The sequence below is a fragment of the Brevundimonas lenta genome, from assembly GCF_014196335.1.
Classification (GTDB): domain Bacteria; phylum Pseudomonadota; class Alphaproteobacteria; order Caulobacterales; family Caulobacteraceae; genus Brevundimonas; species Brevundimonas lenta.
Genome location: NZ_JACIDM010000001.1, coordinates 356,491 through 380,890, shown reverse-complemented (window position 1 = coordinate 380,890; position 24,400 = coordinate 356,491). Strand labels below are relative to the sequence as shown.

Genomic DNA, 24,400 nt, shown 5'->3' with positions numbered 1-24,400 from the left:
GCGCAATATATTTCATATCTGGATCTGAAATGTTTGCTCGCCTGCTTGCTTCGCTGTTGGCCGTCGCCTTGCTGGCCCCGACGCCCGCCCTCGCCCAGACCCTGGATCGTGAGGCGCAGCGGCAGGTCGTGACCCACCTCGAAGCGGCGCTGCGGCAGACCTACGTCTTTCCTGACCGCATCCCGGCCATCTCCACCGAGCTGGACAGCCGGATCCAGGCCGCGCCGGTCGAAGCGGATCGGTTCGCCGAAAGTCTCGCCCAGGGGCTCGTCAAGGCGAGCGGCGATCTGCATTTCTCGGTGGCCTTCGATCCTGCCGCCGTCGTCGCGGCCAACCAAGCCAAGGCGGACGGCCAGACAACCACCCAGGCTCAACGCGACAGCGAGCGGGCGGCCAATTTCGGCTTCCGCGACGCCAGGCGGCTGGATGGAGGCCTGGCCTATGTCCGGTTCGATTTCTTCGCCGATCCGCAGGACGCCCAGGATACGGCGGCCGGGGCCATGCGCTTCGCCGAGGGCGCCGAGGGGCTGATCATCGACCTTCGCTACAACAACGGCGGCGTCCTCGAGATGGCGCAGTTCCTGATGAGCTACCTCTACCCCGCAGGTAAGGATCAGAAATTCTTCGACTATTATTACAGCGAGAACGGAGTCCGCGTGGAGCGCAGCCAGTGGAGCCTGCCGGCCGTTCCCGGCCAGCGGTCGCCGGACATGCCCGTCGTGGTGCTGACCGGATCGACGTCCTTCTCCGCCGCCGAATGGATGGCGTTCTCGCTGCAGCGTCTCGGCCGGGCGACCGTGATCGGCGAGCAGACGGCCGGCGGCGCGCATCCGGTCACCCAGGTTCCGATCGACGACCGGTTCATGCTGCAGGTGCCGTTCGGTCAGATCCGGGATCCCGTCGACGGCCAGGATTTCGAGGGCGTCGGCGTGACCCCCGACCTTGCCGTCCCGGCCTCGGACGCCCTGCTGACGGCGCAGAAATTCCTCCTGCAGCGCCGGGCGGACGCCGGCGACACCGATGCCGCATGGGCCCTGATCCCCGTCAAATTCACGCTGTCCGGCGAGACCGTGAGCGCCGCCGACATCGATGACGCGGTCGGCGCGTACGAAGGCCGAACCCTGGCTCGCACCCCGACCGGTCTCTCCTACCACTGGCGGGACCGCTTCGTTCTCGCGCTTGAGCCGATCGGGAAGGATCTGTTCGCGGTCCAGGGGACGGACGATTACCGGTTCCGTCTGGTGCGCGATAATGGTGTTGTCAGCGGCCTGGAGCGGGTGTGGAAGTCCGGCGAGACGGCTGCCTGGCGTCGCCTGGATTGAGGAGCCGTCAGGCGATGATCGAGTTGGACCGCACCTTCCTGGGTCGCCTCAGCGAGCAGCTGAGCGAGCTGATCGAGCAGCAATCGGCGGAGGTCTTCAAGCGCGCCGGCCTCGTTATTCCGGTCAAGTCCTCGTCCCTGCTGGGCGCCATCGCGACGCTCGGTCCGGTGTCCGTCGCCGAGCTCGTCCGCGCCCTGGACCGTTCACACCAGCTCATCCAACAAAAGGTGCCGAAACTGGTGACCCTGGGACTGGTCACCCGCCGCCCCGATCCGACCGACCAGCGCGCCATCCTGATCGAGCTCACGGACAAGGGCCGCGAACAGCTCGCCTTGCTCGAAAGCCTGAACGGGGAATTCGAGCGCGCCTACGCCGAAATGGAAGCGGACGCGGGTCCCGTATTCGACACCATAAATCGCGCGATCACCTCCCTCCGGTCCCGCCCGCTGATCGACCGCATGGTCGGCTGAAGGACGGCGGGCGATCCGCGCGGCAGCCCCATCCGCTCCCCAGGCCGCGGCCCATCAACCGCGGCCACGGTGGTCCAGTTCTTCCGCCAGGATCGGCACGCCCGCGGCGCAAGCCTCCAGGCCCATCGACACGCACAGGTGCAACACCGTCATGATCTCTTCCGGCGTGGCGCCGGCCCGCAGCGCGCCTCTGATGTGCCGCCGCGTGCCAGGCGCGTACATGTGAGTGATTGAGGCGTCCAGGGCGATGCTGAGCAGTTCGACGAAGCGGGGCGAGAAGACGCCGCTCTGGTAGACGGCCGCGCCGAGGGCAAAGAAGTCGTCCGTCCAGCTCGGCGACAGCTCGTAAAATGGGTCCCAGGCTGTGTTCCATTGGCCGATCTCACGCATCGCGTCGCATGCCGGGGTCGGTGGTGTCAGCACGTCGGCGGCCTTCACGCCCGCCGCCTCCATCTCCTCCAGCAGGATCGGCGCGCCGAGGCTGCACGAATGGATGGCGAGCGCCGCGCCCAACTTGAAGACCAGTAGCACCTCATCGCGCGTCGCGCCCGCGTCGAGCGCGCCCCGGACATGCCGACGAGTCCCCGCCTCGTTGAGGTTTGTACAGGCGCAGTAGATCGCCAGAGCGATCAGCTCGACCTCCTTGCGCGGAAGGACACCGCTGGTCCACGGGCTCGTGCCGACCTTCAGAAGCACCTTTGCGCCGTCGGGGTCCCACTCGGCCAGCTTGTCGAACGAAGGACCCCATGGATTGACCGCCGCGTCCCTGTTCATCGCTCCGTTCCTGCGGCCTGGCTCACACCGAGACCATTACGTCGTCGCCCTCGACCTTCACTTCGAAGACCTTGCAGGCAAGACCGCCACCCGGCGGCGCGCCCGGCGACGTGCCAGTAGTCACATCAAAGCGCATCCCGTGCTCGGGACATTTGACGACGCAGCCACTCAACCTTCCGAGGCCCAGCAAGCCGCCCTGATGCGGGCAGACGCCGTCGATGGCGTGGAAGACGCCGCCCACGTTGAAGACTGCGACGTCGGTCGCTCCAATGCGAACGCTCGCCCCCCGGCCGGGCGGCAGTTTGTCGACCGTGGTCACCTTGGTGAACTCGGCCATTCGGGTGGCCTAGTATTCGCCGGCGAGGGCGTGCCCGTCCGACCCGGCGCGATAGGCGGAGGCGACCTTCCCGGTCGTGTCGGGGTAGGTGATGAAACCCCGCTCGCCGGCGGGGCGATTGGGCGGCAGGCCTAGGGCGAGCAGCGTCTCTTCGGTCGAGTTGTAGGTGACGCCGAGCTTCATGATCTCGCGGGCTTCCTCGGCGGTGGCGACAGGGCGACCGAGTTCCTTGGCCATGCGAACATGCTTCTCGATCATCTGGACGGAGGTCAGCCGCTTGCCGGGCGTCGTGTCCCAGAGATTTTCCTCGATGCCGGCACGTGTGTGCTGACCGAGCGCGATCATCATCGCCGCGAGCGGATAGGAGTGGCGGAACATGGTCTGGTAGGTCCAGATCGAGCCCTGCGGCGTGCGGCGGACCAGCTCCATCCAGTCGAACGGATTGACCCCGCAAGTGCCGCCGCCGCCCATGCTGAAGAAGCCGTTCACGGGGCCCATGTATTGGCCGCGGCGGATCAACCGCTCGACGATCTCGAGACCGTGGATGTGGCCGAGCGCGAAATAGGGCTGGATGCCCGCCGTCTTCAGCCGCTTCAGGTGCTCGATGTAGAAGTCCGGCAGGGCGTCGACCGACATGTTGGCGAAGGCCCACATGGTCTGCTCATTGGCCATGCGATCGGGCCAGTCCTGCAAGCTGCTGATCGAGGTGATGTCCCACTGCGACGTGCCAACGGCGACGGTGATCTGGTCCGGCTTCGGGTTGATCTCGGTGAGCATGTGGCGGGTGTCGTAGCCCTGCCACTGCGCCATCTCGCCGTCTGCGGGCGGCGCGAAGGAGATAGAGCCGCCGACCTGCAGCACCATTTTCGGCACGGCGTTGCGCAGGCGTCCGATCTGGTCGTTGTACTCGTTGAAGTTCTTGGAAATCTTACCTGTCTGCGGGTCGCGGACATGGATGTGAAGGACGGTGGCCCCGGCGTTGTAGCAGTCGACCGCCTTCTGCACCTGGGCGTCCCAGCTCACGTCGATGTCGGTCGGATAGTCCTCGGGCAGCCACATCGGCCCATAAGGCGCGGCCGTGATGATCAGCGGGTCCTGATTTTCCGGCAGCAGAGAGTCATCGGTGAAGTACATGGCCAGTCTCCGTTGGACGTCCACGGCGACTGTGCTGCGATCAACCTCCAGACGATATGAGGTGAAACCCCCAGACCCCTGTGCGCCCGCCCTAGGGGAGCGCCGGGCCGTTTGACCCGATCCGCCCCTCCATCGTTGACCGAGCGCCGTTATGGCGACCGTCCCGGAAAAGCTCACCCCAGGGTCCCGCGCCGAGGGGCTCGGGGTTAAAGCCGATATCGGGAGCAGGGTCCCCGCCGTCCTATGGCGCGCAAGCGGATGGAGGGCGGTATGGAGGCAAGCGTCAAGGAGTTCGCGGAACTGGTCGCCCTGTTCTGCGTCACGATCTCGGTGTTTCTGCTGGCCGGCGGGGCCGTCTTCGCCTTTGGCCGGCTGGTCTGGAACTGGCGCAGTTTCGCCGACCTCGACGTCAGGCGACGCATATGGCTGCATTTCGCCGGCGTGATCGTCCTGGCGCTGGAGTTCGCCCTGGCCGCCGACATAGCCGAGACCGCAGTGGCCCCGACCTGGGACGATATCGGCCGCCTGGCCGCCATCGCAGGCATCCGCACCTTCCTCAACCTGTTCCTTGAACGCGATATGGAGGTCCTGGGCGAGGCTCACAGGGCGAGCCGAAAGAAGAAGGCCGTCGCTGCGCACTAGAGAGCTCGCCGTCACGCCCCACGTCCGATTCTGACGCAGGGCCGTGCCATCCTGCCGCCGTGGTCCCTCCGGGGCCATTGGCGGAGGTGTCGGATTGGACTCTTCAGACTCTTCAGACTGTTTTTTCGCCGTCCGGAGTCTGAAGTCCGGGTCTGAAGCCGACCTCGCCGCCCGACGCCAGGTGAGACTGTGAGACTCGTGAGACCGGTTTTTTCTTCCGCCGGAGTCTCACTCAGCGCCCGAACACCTCGACGCCGATCTCGCCGCCCATGGTCAGCCAGGCGCGCTTCATGCCCTGGCTGTTGAAGGGCTGGGCGATGTTGCCGGCGCGGTCGAGAGCGATCAGGCCGCCGTCGCCGCCCAGGCCGCCGATCTCGTCGATGACGCCCTGGGTCGCCTCGGCCAGCGACTGGCCGGCGGCGACGCGCCAGCTGACCTGGGCGGTGGCGGCCACGCGCATGAAATATTCGCCCTGGCCGGTGCCCGAGGCGGCGATGCGGTCGTCGGCCCAGGTGCCGGCGGCCAGGATCGGGGTGTCGCCCACCCGGCCCGGCATCTTGCCGAACACGCCGGCGGTCGAGGTCGCCGCCGCCAGCCGGCCGTTGGCGTCCAGCACGCAGCAGCCGACCGTGCCGTGGCTCAGCGTCCCCGGCGGATGATTGTCCTCGCCCTGGCCGGCGCGGGTGAACCAGGCCTCAGGGTCCTCGATCCGATCCAGCCCCTGGGCGGCGCAGAAACTCGCAGCCCCCTCGCCCACCAGCATCACGTGCGGCGTGTGGTCCAGCACCGCACGGGCGGCGCGGATCGGGTTGCGAAAGCCCTGCAGGGCCGCCACCGCGCCCGGACGGCGGCCGTCGCCGTCCATCAGGCTGGCGTCCAGCTCGTACTGTCCGGCCAGGTTGGGCGAGGCGCCGCGGCCGGCGACGTACAGGCCGGAGTCCTCAAGCATCACGATCGCCTCGACCGCCACGTCCAGCGCGGGGGCGCCGGCGTCCAGCCGGGCCTTCATCGCCTCCACCACTTCGCGCATGTGCACGACCTCGCGGTCGTAGTTGCGCTCGCGCCGGGCGCCGGCGCCGCCGTGGAGGATGAGAGCCGTCATGGGGGGTCGTCTCCTGATCGCCTCTTTTATTCGGGCGTGCCGCTGATTAGCGTCTGCCGACCGCGCGCGCCACATGGGCTGTGCGCACCCTCCCCGGGAAGGAACTCTATGCGCGCAGTGCTGTCCAAGGCCGTCGGCGGCCCGGAATCCCTCGTCGTCGAGGACATCATGGATCCCCGCCCGATGAAGGGCGAGGTCGTGATCGATGTGAGGGCCATCGGGGTCAACTTCCCCGACACCCTGATCATCGAGGACAAATACCAGTTCAAGCCGCAGCGCCCCTTCTCGCCCGGCGGCGAGGTGGCCGGCGTGGTCGAGGCGGTCGGTGAAGGCGTCACCGGCGTGCGCAAGGGCGACCGCGTCATCGCCGTGCCCGGCTGGGGCGGCATGGTCGAGCGCCTGGCCGTGCCCGCCGCCTCGGTGATGAAGATCCCCGACGCCATGGACTTCCAGACCGCCGCGGCCCTGACCATGACCTACGGCACCTCCTACTACGCCCTGAAGGACCGGGCGCAGCTGAAGGAGGGCGAGACCCTGCTGGTGCTGGGCGCCGCGGGCGGCGTCGGCGTCGCCGCGGTCGAACTGGGCAAGGCCATGGGCGCGCGCGTCATCGCCGCCGCCTCGACCAACGACAAGGTCCAGTTCGCGCTGGAGGCCGGGGCCGACAACGGCCTGATCTATCCGTCCGGCGGCATGGACAAGGCGGCCCAGAAGGAGCTGTCGGGCGAGCTGAAGCTGGCCTCGGGCCGCGACGGCCCGGACGTGGTCTATGACGCGGTCGGCGGCGACTATTGCGAGCCGGCCCTGCGCTCGATGGACTGGAACGGCCGCTATCTGGTGGTCGGCTTCCCGGCCGGCATCCCTTCCCTGCCGCTGAACCTGACCCTGCTGAAGTCGGTGTCGGTCATCGGCGTGTTCTGGGGCGCCGCCGTCATGCGCGACCCGGCCGCCCACGCCGCCAACATGGCCGACCTGTTCAAATTCTGGAGCGAGGGCAAGATCAAGCCGCGCGTCAGCCGCACCTTCCCGCTGGAACGCGCCCACGAGGCCATCAAGGCGCTGGGCGACCGGTCGGTGATGGGCAAGGTCGTGGTGACGGTGGACGCGTGACGCTGAGGCTCTCTTCCGCCCTCGACGTCGACGCCCTCGCCGCCGCCTTCGCCGCAAAACGCCGGCTGCGCATCCCCGGCCTGATGGACGACGACAGCGCCGAGGCCGTGGCCGTGGCCATGGAGGTCTTCGATAACTGGCGCATCAGCGTCGCGGCCAGCGGCGAGCTGTTCGAACTGCCCCTGCTCGGCCGCATCGCCGCCGAGCCGGACAAGCAGTCCTGGATCGACGGCGCCCGCATCGACGGCAACAGCCCCCGCATGCAGTACATCTTCGACACCCGCCGCCTGACGGTCGAGGGGTTCGAGGACACCACGCCGGACGCCGTCAGCGAGGTCCCGGCCTTCCTGAACAGCCCGGAGTTCATCGCCTTCGTCCGGGCGGTGACCGGCGACGACCGCATCGACTTCGCCGACGCCCAGGCCACCCGCTACCGGCCCGGCCATGCGCTGACGGCCCACACGGACGTCGCCCCGGGCAAGAACCGGCTCTACGCCTATGTCCTGAACATGACCCGCGAATGGTACGCCGACTGGGGCGGGGCGCTGATCTTCTTCGACGGCGACGGCCACATCGCCGACGGCTTCGTGCCCTCGTTCAACACCCTGAACATCTTCGCCGTGCCCAAGGCGCATGCGGTCGGTCAGGTGGCCAGTTTCGCGCCGAAGGACCGGCTGTCGATCACCGGCTGGCTGCGCTCGAACGAACCGATCGGGGATCAGCCCTGATCGGACTTGAGCTTTTCCAGCGCCGCGTCGGCCTGGTCCTTGTGGCGGCGCTTGATATTGGCCCCCAGGGTCGCCAGCAAGGCCGCGATCACCGCCGCGTCGTCGGTGAAGCCGATGCCGGCGAAGATGTCCGGAATGGCGTCCACGGGCAGGACGAAATAGGCCAGCGCCCCGACCATGATCCCCTTGGCCGCCGCCGGCGTTTCGGGGTCGCGGGCGGCGAACCAGACAGACAGAGCCTGGCCGGCGAACGGAATGCGCGCCGCCGTCCGGCGGATCTTGGGCCAGAAGCCCTTGCTGACCCGGACCTCGTTGACCCGCTGCACCGCGGGCACGAGGGCGCGCGACGGGTCTATGGCCTCGTCCGGGCTGATCGGTTTGGCATTGACGGTCATGGCGGCTAAACCCCCCGCGACATTCTCAGGTTCATACCAACATAGGGGCTTCGGCCATGAAACTCGACGGTTCGATCGCAGCGGTGGTGACGGGCGGGGCCTCGGGCCTGGGTGAAGGCACGGCGCGCGCCATCGCCGCCACGGGCGCGAAGGTCGCCCTGTTCGACCTGAACGAGGAACGGGGCGAGGCCATCGCGGCCGAAATCGGCGGCGTCTTCTGCAAGGTCGACGTCACGGACGACGCCTCGGTCGCCGCCGCCTTCGAAAAGGCCCGCGCCGCCCACGGCCAGGAGCGCCTGACGGTCAACTGCGCCGGCATCGCCACCGGCCAGAAGACGGTCAGCCGCAAGAAGGACACCGGCGAGATCCGCGCCCACGACATGGCCTCGTTCGAGCGCACCGTCCGCGTGAACCTGTTCGGCACCTACCGCGTCCTGTCGCAGTCGGCGCTCGGCATGGTGACGCTGGAGCCGATGGCCGACGGCGAGCGCGGCCTGATCGTCAACACCGCCTCGGTGGCGGCCCAGGACGGCCAGATCGGCCAGGCGGCCTATTCGGCGTCCAAGGGCGGCGTCTACGCCATGACCCTGCCGGTCGCCCGCGACCTGGCCCAGGAAGGCGTCCGCGTGAACACCATCCTGCCCGGCATCATGTGGACGCCGATGATGGCCGGAATGGATCAGAAGATCCAGGACGCCCTGGCCGCGGCCATCCCCTTCCCCAGCCGTCTCGGCACGCCCGCCGACTACGCCTCGCTGGTGCTGGAGCTGGCCCGCAACGTCTACATCAACGGCGAATGCATCCGCCTGGATGGGGCCATCCGACTGGCTCCGCGCTAAATTCTTGAGCAGGGGGCTTGCGAGGGTCAGCAACCCTCCGCTATACGCCCCCTCCTCGACACGGGACGGCCTCGCCGCCCCACGGAGTGCGGGCGTAGCTCAGGGGTAGAGCATCACCTTGCCAAGGTGAGGGTCGGGCGTTCGAATCGCCTCGCCCGCTCCAGTCGAAACAAAGGGCTCGGTCTTCGGACCGGGCCTTTTTGCTGTTTGGCGTTATGGGCCGGGCTAAACCCAGCGGGACGCCATCGAGCAGAACAGCACGACGCCGCCGAGCATCATGATCGTCGAGATGATCAGGGTGGGCCGGCCCAGCCGGAACTCCTCGGTGCGGCGCAGGTCCTTCAGCGTCAGCCAGTAGCTGAACACCCCCAGAACCATCGACAGCGTCCCCAGACCGACCAGGAACAACCCCACCCGCTGCGGGCTTTCGGGGTGCGCCAGTTCACTCTGCTGGGCCGCCGTCTCCAGAAATTTGTAGATGGTGAAGCCGAAGCTGTACATCGACAGCGAGGTCCGCACCCACGCCATCAGCGTCCGGTCCGCAGCCATGATGGTCCGTACGGTGCCGAGGTCCTGCGGCAGGACCGGAGGCAGCAGATGGGTCGGAGCGGCTTCGTTGGTCATCGGAGGGCATCCCTGGAGGATGCCTCACCGTCAGGGGTAGTCGGCGCGCGCGCCATCAGGGTTGTCCCTGACAGGGCGTCCCCATTGGCCGGGTATCAGATCCGCTTCAGCCGCCGCGCGTGACCGCCGACCATGTTCAGCGCCATGGCGTCCGGCAGGTGTTTGGCCAGTCCCGCCAGCACATTGTTCATGGCGCCCGGCGTGACCTTCGGCCGGTTGGTCTCGACCGCCCGGTAGCCCACGTCGGCCACGTGTTCGGCCGTCTGCCACATCCAGGCGGGATAGGCCGTCGAGACCTCGGCCCGCGTTCCGTTGACGTCGTGGAACTCGGTCAGGGTGTAGCCGGGGCACAGGGCGGTCACATGCACCCCCGTCCCGCGCAATTCCAGGTGCAGCCCCTGTGAGGCCTTGATCAGGAAGCTCTTGATCGGCCCGTACAGCGTGTCGCCGCCGGTCGCCGGCATCTGACCGGCCAGCGAGGCGACGTTCAGGATCCGCCCATGGCCACGCTCGACCATGCCGGGGGCGAACAGACGGGCCAGTTCGACCGGCGCCGTCAGCATCACCCGTATCATGGCCTCATGAGACGCGGGATCGGTCCGCAGGAAACCCGCCGTGCGGCTGAAGCCGGCGTTGTTGACCAGGCCGTCCACCTGCAGGTCGCAGTCGGCGATCGCGGCCAGCAGACGACGCGGGGCCTCAGGGTCGGCCAGGTCCTCAGGGATCACCGTTGCGTGGGCGCCCATGCCCGAGAGTTCCGCCGCCAGCGTGCGCAAGGGGTCCTCGCGGCGCGCGGTCAGGATCAGGTCCCAGCCATGGCCGGCGAACACCCGCGCCAGCGCCGCGCCGATGCCGGCGGACGCGCCTGTGATCAGGACGGTGCGACGATCGCCCCGACTCACGCTCAGGCGGCTACCGGGCAGGACGAATGGGGTGCGAAGGCCGCCAGCGACGGCGGGTTCTCTGCCAGCAGGTCGGCGATGGTGATCTTCGCCAGGGCCTCGCCCGCGGCCCGATCGGCGGCGGTCAGGGCCTTGGCGACCTGGCGGGGGATATGTTCGCTGACCGGACAGCCCTTGGCCCCGGCCGGCGGCGAACCGATGTGGGCGCAGCCGTTCACGGCCTTCAGCACCTCATCCAGGCTGATATCCTCGGGCCGACGCAGCAGCCAGGCCCCGCCGGAGGCGCCCGGACGGGTCGCGATCAGGCCCGCCTTGGCCAGCAGGGCGGTGACCCGCCGCACGACGACAGGGTTGGTCGGGACGGAGGCGGCCAGAACCGCGCTCGGCGCGGCGTCGGCCGGCGAGTAGGCGCCCTTGTGGGCCAGATAGGCCAGCGAATGGGCGGCGACGGGGAAGCGTTGGCTGTCGGACATGGGCGCTCGTTTCAGACCCAAGATAAGCGTGCATGCGTCCTTTCACAAACCGGCGCAACCTTCGCACGTGCAGCACGATTGAATCCGGTATTGAAAGGGCCTAAAGGCTCGCGGCTCTTTTGATGGGGCCGCATGCAGCGGAGCCCGGAGGAACTTCATGGTCGGGGCCTCTCCCCAAGGTGAAGCCGGCGACAACGCCGCCGCCTCCAGCACTCTATCTTCAGCCGATTCCTCCGCCCCGCCGCCGCATCCCGCGGCCGCGGACGAGCACGGTCACGCCCAATCGGGCAAGATGGCCCTTATCGTCGGCGCCATCGGCGTCGTCTTCGGCGACATCGGCACCAGCCCCCTCTATGCGATGCGCGAGGCGCTGCATCACTCGCGGGGCGGCGGCGCCGACGAACTGGCTATCCTCGGCGTGGTTTCGCTGGTGTTCTGGGCGCTCATCCTCGTGGTGACGCTGAAGTACGTCGTCTTCCTGATGCGGGCGGACAACAAAGGCGAAGGCGGCACCCTGGCGCTGATGGCGCTGGCGCAACACGCCGTCGGCCGGCGCTCCGGCCTGATCTTCATTCTGGGCGTCTGCGGCGCGGCGCTGTTCTACGGCGACGGCGTGATCACGCCCGCGGTGTCGGTTCTGTCGGCGGTCGAGGGTCTGCGGGACGCGCCTGGCCTGTCCGGACAACTCGACGCCTGGGTGCTGCCCATCGCGGCGGGCATCCTGATCGCCCTGTTCATGATCCAGTCGCACGGCACCGCCCGGGTGGCGCGCTTCTTCGGGCCGCTGATGGGGTTGTGGTTCCTCATCCTGGCGGGGCTGGGCGTCTATCATATCTTCGACGACCCCTCGATCTTCCGGGCGCTGTCGCCGCACTACGGCGTGGTCTTCCTGATCGACAACGGCTTCCTCGGCTTCGTCATCCTCGGCAGCGTCTTCCTGGCCGTCACCGGCGCCGAGGCGCTCTACGCCGACATGGGCCATTTCGGTAAGGCGCCGATCCGTCAGGGCTGGCTGTGGTTCGCCCTGCCCTGCCTGACGCTGTGCTACCTCGGTCAGGGGGCCAATGTGCTCGCCCACCGGGAAGCGGCCGCCAACCCCTTCTGGATGATGGTGCCGGACTTCGCCTACTGGCCGGTGCTGATCATGGCCACCATCGCCACGGTGATCGCCTCGCAGGCGGTCATCACGGGCGCCTTCTCGGTCACCCAGCAGGCGGTTCAGCTGGGCCTTCTGCCGCGCATCGACATCAAGAACACCTCTGAAAGCCAGGCCGGCCAGATCTTCGTGCCATCGGTCAACCTGCTGCTGATGGTGGGCGTGCTGGCCCTGCTGGTCACGTTCCAGACCTCGACCGCCCTCGCCGCCGCCTACGGCATCGCGGTGACCGGTTCGATGTTCGTCGACAGCCTGCTGGCCTGGTTCATCGTCCGCAAACTATGGAAGTGGAGCGTGCCGGTCTCGCTGGCCGTCATCAGCCCGCTGGTGGCGCTGGACCTGGTCTTCCTGACCTCGAACATGCTGAAGATCCCGCAGGGGGCCTGGTTCCCGCTGGTCATGGGCGGGCTGCTGATCCTGCTGATGTGGACCTGGGTGCGCGGCACGCAGATTCTCACCGCCAAGACGCGCAAGGACAGCCTGCCGCTGGCCGACCTGATCGAGATGCTGCGCGCCCGTCCGCCCCACCGGGCGCCCGGCACCGCCATCTTCCTGACCTCGGACCCGGACATCGCGCCGGTCGCCCTGATGCACAATCTCAAGCACAACAAGGTGTTGCACGAGAAGAACGTCATCCTGACCGTCCGCACCACCGACCGCCCCCGCGTGCCCGAAAAATATCGCGTGTCGATCGAGCCGATCTCGGACGACTTCAAGAAGCTGGTCATCTCCTACGGATTCATGGAACAGCCCAATGTGCCCAAGGCGCTGGGCGTGTGCCGCAAACAGGGGCTGAAGTTCGATATCATGTCGACCAGCTTCTTCCTCGGCCGACGCTCGGTCATCGCCTCGGCCACCGAGGGCATGCCGCTCTGGCAGGACAGGCTGTTCATCTTCCTCATGCGTAACGCCGCCAACCCCACCGACTTCTTCCACATCCCGCCCGGCCGCGTGGTCGAGCTCGGCACCCAGGTGTCGGTGTGAGCCGCCCGCCGGAGTCCGGCCGCAACTCGGCCGCCCGCGGTCGCCGCATGGCCGACAAAGCCAGGACCGGGGCGCGCGGCCCTCGCCCGCCCCGCGTCGAGGCCCCTCGCGACGAGGCCGCCGACATCGGCGTCGAGGCCCGTCTGGCCGCCGGCGTGCTGTTGAACGCCGCCCTGGAAGGCCGTGGCGGTCTCGACTCCGCCCTGTCGTTCCGTGAGGTCGCCGACCTGCCCGGTCCCGACCGCGCCTTCGCCCGCGCGGTCGCCATGGCCGCCCTGCGACGCCTTGGCGAGATCGACCAGATCCTCGACCGCCGCCTGCAGAAGGCGCCGCCCCTGGCCGTGCGCACCATCCTGCGCGTCGCCCTGGCCCAGACCCTGGTGCTCGACACCCCGGCCTTCGCCGCCGTCTCGACCGCGGTGAAACTGGCCGAGCGCGATCCCAAGACCCGGCCCTACAAGAACCTGGTCAACGCCGTGCTGCGCGGCGTCGACCGCGACGGTCCCGGCCTGACCACCGCCGAGTCCAACCTGCCCGAATGGCTCGCCGCCCGCTGGCGCGCGACCTATGGCGAGCCGGCGCTGGCCGCCCTGGCCCTCGCCGCCCGCGAGGAGCCTGACACCGATCTGAGCGTGAAGCCGGACGTCGATCCAGCCGCCGTCGCCGCCGATGTCGAGGGCGAAGCGCTCGAGGGCGGCACGGTCCGCACCGGCCGTCGCGGCGACGTCGCCTCCTGGCCCGGCTTCGAGGACGGCTCCTGGTGGGTGCAGGACGCCGCCGCCGCTGTTCCCGCCCGTCTGCTGGCCCCGAAGGCCGGAGAGGCCGTCATCGACCTGTGCGCGGCCCCGGGCGGCAAGACGCTGCAGCTGTGCGCCTCGGGCGCCTCCGTCGTCGCCCTGGATCGCTCGGATACGCGTCTTAAGCGCCTGCGCGCCAACCTGGAACGCACCGGCCTGACCGCCGAGGTCGTCGTCACCCCGGCCGAGGACTGGGAAGACGATCGCAGTTTCGACGCCGTCCTGCTGGACGCGCCGTGCACCGCCACCGGCACCTTCCGCCGCAATCCGGAAGTCCTGCGCGCCACCAAGCCCGCCGAGGTCGCCAAACTGGCCGACGTGCAGCACCGCCTGCTGGACGCCGCCGCCGAACGGGTGAAGCCCGGCGGTCGCCTCGTCTACTGCGTCTGCTCGATGGAGCGCGAAGAGGGCGAGACCCAGATCATCGCCTTCCTGCGCCGCAACCCGGCGTTCAAAACGGTCCCCGCCGATCCCGTCGCAGTCGGCTCGCCGGCCGAGGCGCTGACGCCCGAGGGCTGGCTGCGCATCCTGCCGTCGATGTGGGCGGAGAAGGGCGGCCTGGACGGCTTCTTCGTCGCCCGCCTGGAGCGCGTGGCGTAGGACGCCTGAAAAGGCTTCGAGTTCAATAGCCTGCTACCTCCACACCCGGATCGGGCGACGGGCGAGGTGAGACTCCGACGGCGAAAAAACCAGTCTCACGAGTCTCGAGTCTCACGGATCGCGCTCGCGCAACGCCGACTTCCGGCCGTTCGCAGGGCAGTCTAGCGCTCTGCTACGTCAGAATCGGACGTAAGCCGCGGAGGCCTACGCCAGCACCGTGTAGGTCATCCCGGTCCGGACGCTGAACCCGAGACTTTCGTAGAAGGCCACCGTCGCCGTGTGGGCGGCGTAGGCGTGCAGGAAGGCCTGCTCGCCGCGCGCCAGGATGCCCGCGACCACGGCGCGGCTCAGCACGCCGGCCAGGCCCTGGCCGCGGAAGTCGGGATGAGTGCAGACGCCGCTCAGCTCGGTGAAGCCGTCCACCTTCATCCGCTCGCCGGCCATGGCGATCAGCCGCCCCTCGCGCCGCACGCCGATGAAGCCGCCCAGCCGCAGCGTGCCGAGCCGGAACGGCCCCGGCTTCGTCAGGGTCGCCAAAGCCAACATCTCCTCCGCATCGGCCTCGCCGAGCGTCCGGATGTCCACGTCGTCATGGTGACCGGCGGTCAGGGCCCCGGCGATCATCTGAACGCAGGCCGCGCGTGAGACGACGGGCACGTCCGGCAGCACGGCCTCGATCGCCGTGCCTTCCGGCTCGACCAGACCGGCGCCCGGATACTCCCGGCACAGCGCATTCAGCAGCGCCCGGCTCTCCGGCGAGTCGTCGTCGGCCGCGGCGAACACCCCGACCTCCGGATCCAGCCGCACGGCCGCGCCCCCGTCCTGCTCCCGCCGGATCGTCAGCGGCGCCAGACGCGTGGTCATGGCGCTCCAGGCCGGACGGTCGAGGGGGTGGGCGGGGCTCATGGCTCTTAACTAGCGCAGGCGTGCGCCACCGCCAGTCTCGACCGTGACGCCGGGACCGAAAAGCGAGGTACCTATCCGGCTCCGACGTTCGCTGAAGGGACGGGCGGCGGATCCGGTTGCTCTACGATCAACCCCGCGAGGTAGGTGCGAACAGAAGCGTCGAGCTCTTCCCAGTCCTCCTGCGCCACGTAGTTTTTATTCCACCAGTAACGGATGTCGAATCGGTCCGTCATGAAGTCGTGCGAGCAGCCGTACAGGCCTGTTCCGGCTGGATCGCAGCGGATGTATTCGATGGAAGGCGATACCCGCCAATCGTGGTTTCGCTCTCCGGCCCTCGCCCAGCTCTCAGGGTGCAGGCCCCGAATGCTGATCATGTAGAACGCGGGGCCCTCCGCTGGCGTGGCTTCATTGCCGTACCTGAAGGAGAGCATGACGTGATCATCTGCGAAGATCGGCGTCGTGGGGTGTCGGGGATCCCGATACTCAACCTGTCCATGCTCGCCATCCAACGATACCTTCATCGGGACGGCGAGCAGTTCGCCGCCGATGCAGAAGAAGCGGCGATCCGCGTACGGGCGGATGTCGGCCGGCAGGCGGCAGGACTGGCCAGGAGCCTCCCCCCTGTCACTGCCCCCTTCCCGGCCGCCGCAGGCGCTCAGCGCGAGGGCCGTTGCGACGAACATCAGGCGAGGCCCGAGGCTCATCGCAGGCGCCTTCATCACGCCCGCCAGAAGCCGACGATCTTCTTGACCTCGTCGACCACCGGATCGGCGATCTCGGCGGCGCGCTCGGCGCCGTCCTTGAGGACGCGGTCGATTTCGGCGGCGTCGGCCATCAGGCGGCGCATCTCGGCAGTGACCGGGGCCATGGAGGCCACGGCCAGCTCGGCCAGCGCCGGCTTGAAGGCGCCGAAGCCCTGGCCGCCGTACTGGGCGAGCACCTGTTCGCGCGTCATGTCCGCCAGCGCTGCGTAGATGGTGACCAGGTTTTTGGCTTCCGGACGCGCGTCCAGACCTTCGATCGTTTCCGGCAGGGGCTCGGGGTCCGTCTTGGCCTTGCGCACCTTGGCGACGATGGAGTCGGCGTCGTCGGTCAGGTTGATGCGCGACTGGTCCGACGGGTCCGACTTGGACATCTTGGCCGCGCCGTCGCGCAAGCTCATGACGCGCGGCGCCGGGCCCTGGGTCAGCGGGTCGGGCAGCGGGAAGAAGCCCGGGACGCCGAAGTCGTTGTTGAATTTGGCGGCGATGTCGCGGGTCAGCTCGAGGTGCTGCTTCTGGTCTTCACCGGTCGGCACCTCGGTGGCCTTGTAGAGCAGGATGTCCGCCGCCTGCAGCACCGGATAGGTGTACAGCCCAACCGACGAGCGCTCCTTGTGCTTGCCCGACTTCTCCTTGAACTGGGTCATCCGGTCGAGCCAGCCGAGGCGGGCGACGCAGTTGAAGATCCAGGCCAGTTCAGAGTGCGCGCGCACGGCCGACTGCGGGAAGATCACCGACTTCGCAGGGTCAAGACCCGAGGCCAGGTAGGCGGCGGCGATCTCGCGCGTCTGGGCGGTCAGCAGGGCCGGGTCCTGCCACACGGTGATGGCGTGCAGGTCGGCCACGAACAGGAAGCAGGGCGCGCCCGAATCCTGCAGCTGGGTGAAGCGCTTCAGGGCGCCCAGATAGTTGCCCAGGTGCAGGGCGCCGGAGGCCTGGATCCCGGACAGGATGCGGCGCGGACCGGCATAGGCGGGGGCGGTGTCAGTCGGGGAGGCGTCAGTCATCAGTCCAGTCCGGTCGGCGCGGCGGCGCCGGGTTCACGCTTCAGCACGGCCTTGAGTTCGGCGACGCTGACCGCGCGGAAAAGCACGAGGCAGGCGCCATACACAAGGGCTCCCGCGCCGCAGACCACCAGCACGGCGATCTCCTTGAAGAAGAAGATTCGGCTCAACGTCTCGTAGCCGATGCCGGCGAACAGCAGCAGGACCGCCATCACGGCGCTGGCCAGCAGCACGCGCGAGAAGCGCGCGACGAAGGGGGTCGAGGCCCGCCAGGTGTGCTCGCGCATCAGGGTGCCGCCCAGCAGGGCGACATTGATCCAGGCCGACAGGCTGGTGGCGATGGCCAGGCCGAGCACGCCGTCGAAGCCCATGCGCGAGAACCAGAAGAACAGCGCCGTCCCCACGATCACGGTGAACACCACCGACGAGATGGCGAAGATCATCGGCCGCCGCGTGTCCTCGCGGGCGAAGAAGGGGGGCGTCAGCACCTTGGCCAGCACGAAGGCCGGCACGCCCCAGGCGAACTGGCGCAGCACGTCGGCGGTGCGCGCTGCGTCGGCCGAGGTGAAGGCCCCGCGCGTGACGGTGGCGTCGATGATGAAGAAGGGAATGACGAACAGGGCCACCGCCGCCGGCAGGGTCAGGGCCATGGCCAGGGTGATGCCGTCGTCCAGCGTCTTGTGTCCGCCCTCGTGGTCGCCCTGGACGAAGGCCTTCGTCAGGCGCGGCACCAGGGCCAGGCCGATGGCCACGCCGACGAGACCCAGCGGCAGCTGGTACAGGCGGTCGGCGTTGTACAGCACCGAACGGGCGCCCTCGTCCGAACCGGTCAGCACCTGGCTGACCACGGAATTGATCTGCATCGCCCCGCCGGCCATCGCGCCGGGCACAGCCAGGGCCAGGGCCCGCTTCACGTTCGGCGTCAGGCGCGGCACGCCCAGCTTCAGACGCACGCCCAGCCGGCGAACGCCCCACCACAGCAGACCGGCCTGGATCACGCCCGACACCGTCACCGCCGCCGAGGTCCACAGCAGGATCTCCGGCTGGCTCATCGGGAAGACGCTCGGCGCCAGCAGGGGAATGAGCGTGCAGATGTTGAGGAACACCGGCACGGCCGCGGTCAGGGCGAATTTGCCGCCCGTGTTCAGCACGCCCGACAGCAGCGAGGCGATGGTCATGCAGGCCAGGTAGGGCATGGCCAGCTGGGTCGCGACGACCGCCGCATGCATGACGCCGGCGTCCTCGCGCCAGGCCGACAGCAGCCACGGCATGATCCACGGCATCAGCACCTGCAGCAGGACGCAGAATGCTGCGACCACCGCGAACATGAAGCTCAGTGCCTCGGACGCGGTGACGGCGGCCGCCTCCTCGCCCTCGCGCGCCCGCACGCCGCCGTAGACCGGCACGAAGGCCTGGGCGAAGGCGCCCTCGGCGAACAGGCGGCGGAACAGGTTGGGCAGCATCAGCGCCGTGGCCCAGGCGTCCATCATCGGGCCCTGGCCGAAGCGGGCGGCCAGCGCCATGTCGCGGGCGAAGCCCAGCACACGGCTGCCCAGCGTCAGGGACGCTTGCACGAGGGTGTTTCGGGCGAGGCTCATTCGGATCTCGGGGGGCGCAGGAGAGCGAGGATTAGCGTGCTTCCTCGCCCGGCGATACGGGGCGGGAGCCCCTGCGACGACCGAACTCCGATACGTCCCGCACGCTGGCCCGGACCGGCGCCGACACGCTGGCCCCGCCGACGTCGCGACGGTCCAGAACGCGCTCAAGATCCGCCCGCAACCGGTCCAGCCTGGCCCCGGCCGACGGCTTCTTCCCCTTCGCATCGGTGACGTAGAAGCTGTCGACCGCGCGCTCGCCGAAGCCGGCGATATGGGCAGATCGGATCGACAGGCGGTGATCGGTCAGCACGCGCGCCAGATCGGCCAGCAGGCCGGGCCGGTCGGCGCCGGAGACCTCGATCACCGCCGCGTCCGGGCTTTCGTCCAGGTCGATCAGGGCCACCGGCCGCACGTCGAAGGCGGCGCGGCGGGGATTGGGTTGCGAGGTCGGCGGCGCGCCCACGCCGTCGCCGCGCGCCGCCCGCTCCAGCGCCTCGACCAGGCGCGTCAGCCGGCGCGGCTCGGCCTGGCCGTAGGGCGCGCCGGAGCCGTCCTGCAGTTCGAATACGTCCAGCGCCGTGCCGTCGTCCGCCGTGGCCACCCGCGCGCCGACGACGTCGGCCCCCGCCGAGGCCAGGGCGGCGGCGAGGTCGGCGAACAGACCCGGCCGGTCGCGCGTCGCCACGGCCACGCGCGCGGCGGCCAGCGGCTCGGCCCCTTCGTCTCCGGTTCGATCGGCCACCACGTCAGCGGCGGCGCCGGCGGCGCCCACCCGCGCCACCAGGTCGGGGAAGTCGGCCAGCGGATCGGCGCGGGTCACGTCCTCGCCCCGGAACACGGCCTCCGTCCGCTGGTACAGGTCGCGCATCAGCCGGCCCTTCCAGCCGTTCCAGACCCCCGGCCCGACCGCGCGGACATCGGCCACCGTCAGCACCAGCAGGGTGCGCAGCCGCTCCGGATCGCCGACCAGTTCCGCAAAGGCCCGCACCGTCGCCGGATCCGAGACGTCGCGCTTCTGGGCGTAGTCGCTCAGCGCCAGGTGATTGCGCACCAGCCAGACCACGAACTCCGTCCGCCGTGGATCCAGCCCCAGCCGGTCGCAGGCTCGCCGCGCGGCGATGGCCCCATCCTCCAGCTGCCCCCGGTCGCCGCCCTTGCCGACGTCGTGCAGCAGCATGGCCAGCATCAGGGCCTCGAAATCGTCGATGCGGTGGACGATCTCCGTCGCCGTCGGATGCTCGGCCTTCAGCTTGCCGCGCCAGATGTCGTTGATGATGCCGATGGCCTGCAGCGTGTGCTCGTCGACCGTATAGGCGTGGTACATGTTGAACTGGGTCTGGCCGACGATCCGCCCCCACTCGGGCAGGAACCGGCCCAGCAGCCCGGTTTCGTTCATCATCGTCAGCACGCGATACGGCCGCTGGCCCTGGGCGAGGATGTCCAGGAAGGCCCGCGTCGCCTCCGGATCGCGACGCAGCGACGGCGTCACCAGCGACAGCGACCGGCTGACCGCCGAGAAGGCGTCCGGATGCAGATCCAGATCGTGCTCGTCCGCCGTGCGGAACAGGATCAGCAGCTTCTCGGGCGCGGCGGCGAAGACCTCCGGCCCCGTCACCGACAGCCGCCCCGCGACCTCGACGAAGCCGTCCACGCCGAGGTTCTTCCTGCGGCCCGGGATCAGGCGCGACAGGCTCATGGTCGGTTTCTGACGCCCGGCCTCCAGCTTGGCCGACATGGCCCGGGTCAGACCGCCGACGTCGCGGGCGACGAGGAAATAGCGGCGCATGAAGCGCTCCACCGCCGGCTCGTCCCCGCGCCCGCGCCAGCCCATCCGGCGCGCCACCTCGGGCTGCAGATCGAAGGTCAGCTTCTCCTCGGCCCGTCCGGCGGTCAGATGCAGATGCGCCCGGGTGCGCCACAGGAAGTCGAAGGACTCCTCGAACGTGCGGCGCTCGCGCGGGGTCAGCAGACCGTCCATCACCCGCGCGCCCAGCGGGCTTTCCGGCGCCAGCGAGCGGGCGATCCAGAACAGGGTGTTGAGGTCGCGCAGCCCGCCCTTGCCGTCCTTCACGTTCGGCTCGACCCGGTAGCGCACCGCGCCGGTCTTCTGGTGGCGCACGTCCCGCTCGGCCAGCTTCGCCGCAATGAAGGGCCGCGCGTCCGCCTTGACCACGAAGGCGCGGAAACGGGCGATGAAATCCTCCGCCAGCTGCTCGTCGCCGGCCAGGGGCCGCGCCTCCAGCAGGGCCGTGCGCACGGTCATGTCGGTCTTCGCCAGCGCCAGACATTCGTCGACCGAACGGGCCGACTGGCCGACCTTCACGCCCAGGTCCCACAGAACGTAGAGCATGAACTCGATCACCTGCTCGGTGCGCGGGATCGACTTCCAGGGGCGCAGGAACAGCAGGTCCAGATCCGAGAACGGCGCCAGCACGCCCCGGCCATAGCCGCCGACCGCGATCAGGCTCAGCCGCTCGGCCTCGGTCGGATTGGGGGCCGGATAGAGGACCTCGGTGGTCAGCCGCCACAGGGCGACCAGCATGTCGTCGGCGGCGGCGGAATACAGGCGAGCGACCTCGACCCCGTTGGTCCCCGTCTCCAGCCGCCGGGCCACGCGACCCCGGGCGGCGTCCCAGCTCTCCCGAAGGACCGCGGCGACGGCTGTGCGCACATCGGACGCGGACGCCGCCTCGACCAGCCGGTCGTCTAGGGTCCGGGTCACCGGCCCGCGAGGCCCTTGAGACGATACAGCGCCTCCAGCGCCTCGCGCGGGGTCAGTTCGTCCGGATCGATGCCCTTCAGCGCGTCGTCGACCGCCGAGGACGGCGGCGGAGGCGGCGGCTCGGCCATCGCGAACAGCGGCAGGTCGTTCAGGCTGGTGTTCGAGGTCTTCTCGCCTTCCAGCCGGTCCAGCACCTCACGCGCCCGGCTGACGACGGCCGACGGCACGCCGGCCAGCTTCGCCACCTGCACCCCGTAGGACCGGTCGGCGGCGCCCGGCGCGGCCTCGTGCAGGAAGACCAGTTCGCCGTTCCACTCCTTGGCCCGCATGGACAGGTTGCAGACGTGCGCCAGCCGCGTCTCGAGGCCCGCCAGCTCATGGTAGTGGGTCGCGAACAGGGTGCGGGCCTGGTTGCGGTCGTGCAGCGCCTCGGCGGTGGCCCAGGCGATGGCCAGACCATCATAGGTCGCCGTGCCGCGGCCGATCTCGTCCAGCACCACGAAGCTGCGCCCCGTCGCCTGGGTCAGGATGGCGGCGGTCTCGACCATCTCCATCATGAAGGTCGAGCGCCCGCGCGCCAGGTCGTCGCCGGCCCCGACGCGGCTGAACAGCCGGTCGACCACGCCCAGCCGCATCGACCGCGCGGGCACGAAGGCCCCGGCCTGGGCCAGCACCACCAGCAGGGCGTTCTGGCGCAGGAAGGTCGACTTGCCGGCCATGTTCGGTCCGGTGACGATCGACAGGCGCGCGCAGCCCTGCCCCGCCCCGTCCAAACGGCAGTCGTTCGGCGTATAAGGATCGCCCGCCGCCTTCACCGCCGCCTCGACCACCGGGTGGCGTCCGGCGGAGACCTCGAAACAGAGCGAGTCGTCGACATGCGGCCGGACCGCCCCGACCTCCTCGGCCCATTCCGACAGGGCGGCGTGGGCGTCCAGTTCGGCCAGCGCCTCGGCCACCGCCTGCAGCGGCTGGGCCAGCGACTGCACCGTGCGCCGCCAGGTCTCGAAGGTCTCGCCCTCGATGGCCAGGGCGCGGTGCCCGGCCTGGCTGATCTTCGCGTCCAGCTCCGACAGTTCGACGGTGGTGAAGCGAACCTGGTTGGCCAGCGTCTGGCGGTGGATGAAGGGGCTTTCGCCGGTCGGCCGCATCAACGGCTCGGCGGCCTTGGCCGTCGTCTCGAGGAAATAGCCCAGCACCGCGTTGTGGCGGACCTTGAACGGCACGCCCGACTGCTGGACCGCCCGCGCCTCCAGGTCGGCCACCACCCGGCGGCTGTCGTCGCGCAGCTGGCGCGCCTCGTCCAGTTCGGGCCGGAAGCCGGCGTTGACGAAGCCGCCGTCGCGGGCGAGGTGCGGCGGCTCCTGCACAAGACCCTCGGCGAGGGCCGCCAGCAGGTGACCCAGCTCCGGCGTCAGCGCGAGTTTGTCGAGGCAGGCGGCGATGCGCAGCGGCGGCCCGGCCAGCGGCTCCATTGACGGATCGCGTACGGGCGGGAACAGGCCGGCGATGCCCTCGGCGATGGCCAGGCCGTTTCGGATGCCGGCCAGATCGCGCGGCCCGCCCCGGCCCAGCACCAGCCGGCCCACGGCGCGGGCGACGTCCGACGACGCCTTCAGCCCCTCGCGCAGGTCGCGGCGCAGATCGCGGCGCTCGAGCAGCCATTCGACCGCGTCGAGCCCGTCGTTGATGGCGGCGGGATCGCGCAGCGGGCGGGCGATCCGCTCGGCCAGGGCCCGCGCGCCGCCCGACGTCACCGTCCGGTCGATCGAGGCCAGCAGCGATCCCTCGCGCTCACCCCGCTGGGTGCGGTCGATCTCAAGGCTCAGCCGCGTCGCCGGATCGATGGCGAGGAAGCCGGTGTCGCCCGAGCGTCGCGGCGGGGCCAGGGCCGGAATCTTCCCGGCCTGGGTCGTTTCCAGATAGGCGGCGACCAGTCCCAGCGCCGAGACTTCCGCCTCCTCGAACGTTCCGAACCCGTCCAGGGACGACACGCCGTACAGGCGCTCGACCCGCGACCGGGCCCCGACAGGCTCGCCCAGCGCCTGCGGCAGGGCCTGCACCACGCCGCCCGAGCCGTTCAGCGCATCCTTCGTCGCCTCGTCAGAGAACAGACGGTCAGGGACCAGCACTTCCGACGGTCGGAACGAGGCCAGGGTCGCGCCCAGATCCTCCAGCGCGCAGGCCACCACGTCGACCACCCCGGCCGACAGTTCGACCACCGCCACAGCCGCCCGCCCCTTGCGGACCGCCACCGCCGCCAGCCGGTTCGCGCCGCGCGCATCCAGCAGACTGTCCTCGGTCAGGGTGCCCGGGGTCACCACCCGCACGATGTCGCGGCGGACCACCGCCTTGGAGCCGCGCTTCCGCGCCTCGGCCGGATCCTCCATCTGTTCGCAGATGGCGGCCTTGAAGCCCTGCCGGATCAGCCGCGCCAGATAGCCTTCCAGCGCATGCACCGGCACCCCGGCCATCGGGATGTCCTCGCCCTGGTGCTTGCCCCGCTTGGTCAGGGTGATGCCCAGGGCGGCGGCGGCGATCTCGGCGTCCCTGAAGAACAGCTCGTAGAAGTCGCCCATGCGGAAGAACAGGATCGCGTCCGGCGCATTGGCCTTGGCCGCCAGGAACTGCGCCATGACAGGCGTCACGCCCTCCGCGGAGGGAAGGGCGTCGGCTTTCGGCGGGTGTGCAAGGGGAGCGTTCATGCGAGCGGCGCAGGGTGAAGGAATGCGGGGACACGCTCAAGCGCCATGGCGCGGTCTTGCACAAGCGTCGCTGCACTGCGACAAGCCCGGCAGGCGGTTAAGGGAACACGGTGCGAAACCGTGGCTGTGCCCGCAACTGTAGGCGGCGAGGCCGTCGTTCGATCCGGAGAGCTATCTTCGGCGTCACTGGCCCATCCTTCGGGAGAAGCCGGGAAGGCGAGAGCGGCGGCTATTGACCCGCAAGCCAGGAGACCTGGCCGCCGACGTCGTCCGTCCGCTGTCCGGGACCAGACAGAGACGCGGTGATCCGTCGAGGCG

22 protein-coding genes, 1 tRNA gene and 1 riboswitch are annotated in these 24,400 nt (G+C 69.5%); of the genes, 9 read left to right on the top strand and 14 right to left on the bottom strand.

The annotated features are described in order from the left end of the window. Window positions 1–29: 29 nt before the first annotated feature. Both GGR12_RS01985 and GGR12_RS01980 read left to right on the top strand, forming a co-directional pair. The gene (locus GGR12_RS01985; RefSeq protein ID WP_183202329.1) at window positions 30–1,322 is read left to right on the top strand and encodes a S41 family peptidase; all 1,293 of its coding nucleotides are present in this window, start codon (window positions 30–32) and stop codon (window positions 1,320–1,322) included. 14 nt (window positions 1,323–1,336) lie between these two features. Next, window positions 1,337–1,792 (top strand): MarR family winged helix-turn-helix transcriptional regulator, encoded by a 456-nt coding sequence (locus GGR12_RS01980; protein ID WP_183202327.1) that lies wholly within the window; start codon window positions 1,337–1,339, stop codon window positions 1,790–1,792. Window positions 1,793–1,846: 54 nt separating this feature from the next. Here the strand turns inward: GGR12_RS01980 and GGR12_RS01975 are convergent, their stop codons facing one another. The 3 genes from GGR12_RS01975 to GGR12_RS01965 are packed head-to-tail and all read right to left on the bottom strand — an operon-like array spanning window position 1,847 to window position 4,037. Beyond that, the gene (locus tag GGR12_RS01975; RefSeq protein WP_183202326.1) at window positions 1,847–2,566 is read right to left on the bottom strand and encodes a carboxymuconolactone decarboxylase family protein; all 720 of its coding nucleotides are present in this window, start codon (window positions 2,564–2,566) and stop codon (window positions 1,847–1,849) included. A gap of 22 nt (window positions 2,567–2,588) precedes the next feature. Further along, a complete protein-coding gene (locus tag GGR12_RS01970) occupies window positions 2,589–2,903 on the bottom strand; it encodes a Rieske (2Fe-2S) protein (RefSeq protein ID WP_183202324.1) in 315 nt (104 codons plus the stop codon). Window positions 2,904–2,912: 9 nt separating this feature from the next. Then, the gene (locus GGR12_RS01965; RefSeq protein ID WP_183202316.1) at window positions 2,913–4,037 is read right to left on the bottom strand and encodes a beta-keto acid cleavage family enzyme; all 1,125 of its coding nucleotides are present in this window, start codon (window positions 4,035–4,037) and stop codon (window positions 2,913–2,915) included. A gap of 270 nt (window positions 4,038–4,307) precedes the next feature. On the opposite strand from GGR12_RS01965, the gene GGR12_RS01960 reads away from it, so the two are divergent. Further along, the gene (locus GGR12_RS01960) at window positions 4,308–4,679 is read left to right on the top strand and encodes a DUF1622 domain-containing protein (protein ID WP_183202314.1); all 372 of its coding nucleotides are present in this window, start codon (window positions 4,308–4,310) and stop codon (window positions 4,677–4,679) included. Between the two features lie 232 nt (window positions 4,680–4,911). Here the strand turns inward: GGR12_RS01960 and GGR12_RS01955 are convergent, their stop codons facing one another. Continuing rightward, entirely contained in the window at window positions 4,912–5,781 is an 870-nt protein-coding gene (locus GGR12_RS01955) for an isoaspartyl peptidase/L-asparaginase family protein (protein ID WP_183202312.1), read from the bottom strand. Window positions 5,782–5,889: 108 nt separating this feature from the next. Between GGR12_RS01955 and GGR12_RS01950 the strand changes: the two genes are divergently transcribed. Next, window positions 5,890–6,891: an NADPH:quinone oxidoreductase family protein gene (locus GGR12_RS01950; protein ID WP_183202310.1), complete on the top strand. Its 1,002-nt coding sequence runs from the start codon at window positions 5,890–5,892 to the stop codon at window positions 6,889–6,891. Then, complete coding sequence (locus tag GGR12_RS01945) at window positions 6,888–7,619, top strand: 2OG-Fe(II) oxygenase family protein (RefSeq protein WP_183202308.1); 732 nt, start codon at window positions 6,888–6,890, stop codon at window positions 7,617–7,619. The genes GGR12_RS01950 and GGR12_RS01945 overlap by 4 nt, the downstream gene beginning before the upstream one ends. Here GGR12_RS01945 and GGR12_RS01940 read toward each other — a convergent pair. Next, window positions 7,610–8,014 carry a YkvA family protein gene (locus GGR12_RS01940; protein ID WP_183202306.1) on the bottom strand — a complete coding sequence of 135 codons (405 nt, stop codon included), beginning with the start codon at window positions 8,012–8,014 and terminating at the stop codon, window positions 7,610–7,612. The two genes, GGR12_RS01945 and GGR12_RS01940, sit on opposite strands and share 10 nt — an antisense overlap. Window positions 8,015–8,070: 56 nt before the next feature. Between GGR12_RS01940 and GGR12_RS01935 the strand changes: the two genes are divergently transcribed. Together GGR12_RS01935 and GGR12_RS01930 are read left to right on the top strand one after the other, a co-directional pair. After that, complete coding sequence (locus GGR12_RS01935; protein ID WP_183202304.1) at window positions 8,071–8,853, top strand: SDR family NAD(P)-dependent oxidoreductase; 783 nt, start codon at window positions 8,071–8,073, stop codon at window positions 8,851–8,853. Window positions 8,854–8,941: 88 nt separating this feature from the next. Then, window positions 8,942–9,016, top strand: a tRNA-Gly gene (locus tag GGR12_RS01930). 62 nt (window positions 9,017–9,078) lie between these two features. Here the strand turns inward: GGR12_RS01930 and GGR12_RS01925 are convergent. From GGR12_RS01925 to GGR12_RS01915, 3 genes are all read right to left on the bottom strand, one after another. After that, window positions 9,079–9,477, bottom strand: a complete 399-nt coding sequence (locus GGR12_RS01925) for a YidH family protein (protein ID WP_183202302.1) — start codon at window positions 9,475–9,477, stop codon at window positions 9,079–9,081. Between the two features lie 95 nt (window positions 9,478–9,572). Next, window positions 9,573–10,379, bottom strand: coding sequence for an SDR family NAD(P)-dependent oxidoreductase (locus GGR12_RS01920; protein ID WP_183202300.1), 807 nt, complete (start codon window positions 10,377–10,379; stop codon window positions 9,573–9,575). Window positions 10,380–10,381: 2 nt separating this feature from the next. Next, window positions 10,382–10,852 carry an Rrf2 family transcriptional regulator gene (locus GGR12_RS01915; RefSeq protein WP_183202298.1) on the bottom strand — a complete coding sequence of 157 codons (471 nt, stop codon included), beginning with the start codon at window positions 10,850–10,852 and terminating at the stop codon, window positions 10,382–10,384. A 157-nt stretch (window positions 10,853–11,009) separates the two neighbouring features. On the opposite strand from GGR12_RS01915, the gene GGR12_RS01910 reads away from it, so the two are divergent. Beyond that, entirely contained in the window at window positions 11,010–12,992 is a 1,983-nt protein-coding gene (locus GGR12_RS01910) for a potassium transporter Kup (RefSeq protein ID WP_183202296.1), read from the top strand. A gap of 47 nt (window positions 12,993–13,039) precedes the next feature. After that, complete coding sequence (locus GGR12_RS01905) at window positions 13,040–14,389, top strand: RsmB/NOP family class I SAM-dependent RNA methyltransferase (protein ID WP_183203721.1); 1,350 nt, start codon at window positions 13,040–13,042, stop codon at window positions 14,387–14,389. Window positions 14,390–14,593: 204 nt separating this feature from the next. On the opposite strand, the gene GGR12_RS01900 is transcribed toward GGR12_RS01905, so the two are convergent. The 6 genes from GGR12_RS01900 to mutS all read right to left on the bottom strand — a co-directional run bounded on the left by GGR12_RS01900 (window position 14,594) and on the right by mutS (window position 24,082). Beyond that, window positions 14,594–15,295: a GNAT family N-acetyltransferase gene (locus GGR12_RS01900; RefSeq protein ID WP_183202294.1), complete on the bottom strand. Its 702-nt coding sequence runs from the start codon at window positions 15,293–15,295 to the stop codon at window positions 14,594–14,596. 71 nt (window positions 15,296–15,366) lie between these two features. Beyond that, window positions 15,367–16,014, bottom strand: a complete 648-nt coding sequence (locus GGR12_RS01895) for a hypothetical protein (protein ID WP_183202293.1) — start codon at window positions 16,012–16,014, stop codon at window positions 15,367–15,369. Then, window positions 16,014–17,063 carry a tryptophan--tRNA ligase gene (gene trpS / locus GGR12_RS01890; RefSeq protein ID WP_183202291.1) on the bottom strand — a complete coding sequence of 350 codons (1,050 nt, stop codon included), beginning with the start codon at window positions 17,061–17,063 and terminating at the stop codon, window positions 16,014–16,016. Before trpS ends, GGR12_RS01895 begins: the two co-directional genes overlap by 1 nt. After that, on the bottom strand, window positions 17,063–18,658 hold the full coding sequence (gene murJ, locus GGR12_RS01885) for a murein biosynthesis integral membrane protein MurJ (RefSeq protein WP_183202289.1): 1,596 nt from the start codon (window positions 18,656–18,658) through the stop codon (window positions 17,063–17,065). The genes trpS and murJ overlap by 1 nt, the downstream gene beginning before the upstream one ends. A gap of 31 nt (window positions 18,659–18,689) precedes the next feature. Continuing rightward, a complete protein-coding gene (glnD, locus tag GGR12_RS01880) occupies window positions 18,690–21,380 on the bottom strand; it encodes a [protein-PII] uridylyltransferase (RefSeq protein WP_183202287.1) in 2,691 nt (896 codons plus the stop codon). Beyond that, window positions 21,377–24,082 (bottom strand): DNA mismatch repair protein MutS, encoded by a 2,706-nt coding sequence (mutS, locus tag GGR12_RS01875; RefSeq protein ID WP_183202285.1) that lies wholly within the window; start codon window positions 24,080–24,082, stop codon window positions 21,377–21,379. The genes glnD and mutS overlap by 4 nt, the downstream gene beginning before the upstream one ends. A gap of 78 nt (window positions 24,083–24,160) precedes the next feature. Next, window positions 24,161–24,357: riboswitch (cobalamin riboswitch) on the top strand. Window positions 24,358–24,400 lie beyond the last annotated feature (43 nt).

What these genes read in the sequence shown, in the direction of transcription:
- GGR12_RS01955 (WP_183202312.1), bottom strand. Translation starts at nt 5,781, where the DNA reads ATGACGGCTCTCATCCTCCACGGCGGCGCCGGCGCCCGGCGCGAGCGC.
- GGR12_RS01940 (WP_183202306.1), bottom strand. Translation starts at nt 8,014, where the DNA reads ATGACCGTCAATGCCAAACCGATCAGCCCGGACGAGGCCATAGACCCG.
- GGR12_RS01960 (WP_183202314.1), top strand. Translation starts at nt 4,308, where the DNA reads ATGGAGGCAAGCGTCAAGGAGTTCGCGGAACTGGTCGCCCTGTTCTGC.
- murJ (WP_183202289.1), bottom strand. Translation starts at nt 18,658, where the DNA reads ATGAGCCTCGCCCGAAACACCCTCGTGCAAGCGTCCCTGACGCTGGGC.
- GGR12_RS01950 (WP_183202310.1), top strand. Translation starts at nt 5,890, where the DNA reads ATGCGCGCAGTGCTGTCCAAGGCCGTCGGCGGCCCGGAATCCCTCGTC.
- GGR12_RS01910 (WP_183202296.1), top strand. Translation starts at nt 11,010, where the DNA reads ATGGTCGGGGCCTCTCCCCAAGGTGAAGCCGGCGACAACGCCGCCGCC.
- trpS (WP_183202291.1), bottom strand. Translation starts at nt 17,063, where the DNA reads ATGACTGACGCCTCCCCGACTGACACCGCCCCCGCCTATGCCGGTCCG.
- GGR12_RS01985 (WP_183202329.1), top strand. Translation starts at nt 30, where the DNA reads ATGTTTGCTCGCCTGCTTGCTTCGCTGTTGGCCGTCGCCTTGCTGGCC.
- GGR12_RS01915 (WP_183202298.1), bottom strand. Translation starts at nt 10,852, where the DNA reads ATGTCCGACAGCCAACGCTTCCCCGTCGCCGCCCATTCGCTGGCCTAT.
- GGR12_RS01970 (WP_183202324.1), bottom strand. Translation starts at nt 2,903, where the DNA reads ATGGCCGAGTTCACCAAGGTGACCACGGTCGACAAACTGCCGCCCGGC.
- GGR12_RS01895 (WP_183202293.1), bottom strand. Translation starts at nt 16,014, where the DNA reads ATGAAGGCGCCTGCGATGAGCCTCGGGCCTCGCCTGATGTTCGTCGCA.
- GGR12_RS01905 (WP_183203721.1), top strand. Translation starts at nt 13,040, where the DNA reads ATGGCCGACAAAGCCAGGACCGGGGCGCGCGGCCCTCGCCCGCCCCGC.
- GGR12_RS01935 (WP_183202304.1), top strand. Translation starts at nt 8,071, where the DNA reads ATGAAACTCGACGGTTCGATCGCAGCGGTGGTGACGGGCGGGGCCTCG.
- GGR12_RS01965 (WP_183202316.1), bottom strand. Translation starts at nt 4,037, where the DNA reads ATGTACTTCACCGATGACTCTCTGCTGCCGGAAAATCAGGACCCGCTG.
- GGR12_RS01925 (WP_183202302.1), bottom strand. Translation starts at nt 9,477, where the DNA reads ATGACCAACGAAGCCGCTCCGACCCATCTGCTGCCTCCGGTCCTGCCG.
- GGR12_RS01900 (WP_183202294.1), bottom strand. Translation starts at nt 15,295, where the DNA reads ATGAGCCCCGCCCACCCCCTCGACCGTCCGGCCTGGAGCGCCATGACC.
- GGR12_RS01975 (WP_183202326.1), bottom strand. Translation starts at nt 2,566, where the DNA reads ATGAACAGGGACGCGGCGGTCAATCCATGGGGTCCTTCGTTCGACAAG.
- GGR12_RS01980 (WP_183202327.1), top strand. Translation starts at nt 1,337, where the DNA reads ATGATCGAGTTGGACCGCACCTTCCTGGGTCGCCTCAGCGAGCAGCTG.
- mutS (WP_183202285.1), bottom strand. Translation starts at nt 24,082, where the DNA reads ATGAACGCTCCCCTTGCACACCCGCCGAAAGCCGACGCCCTTCCCTCC.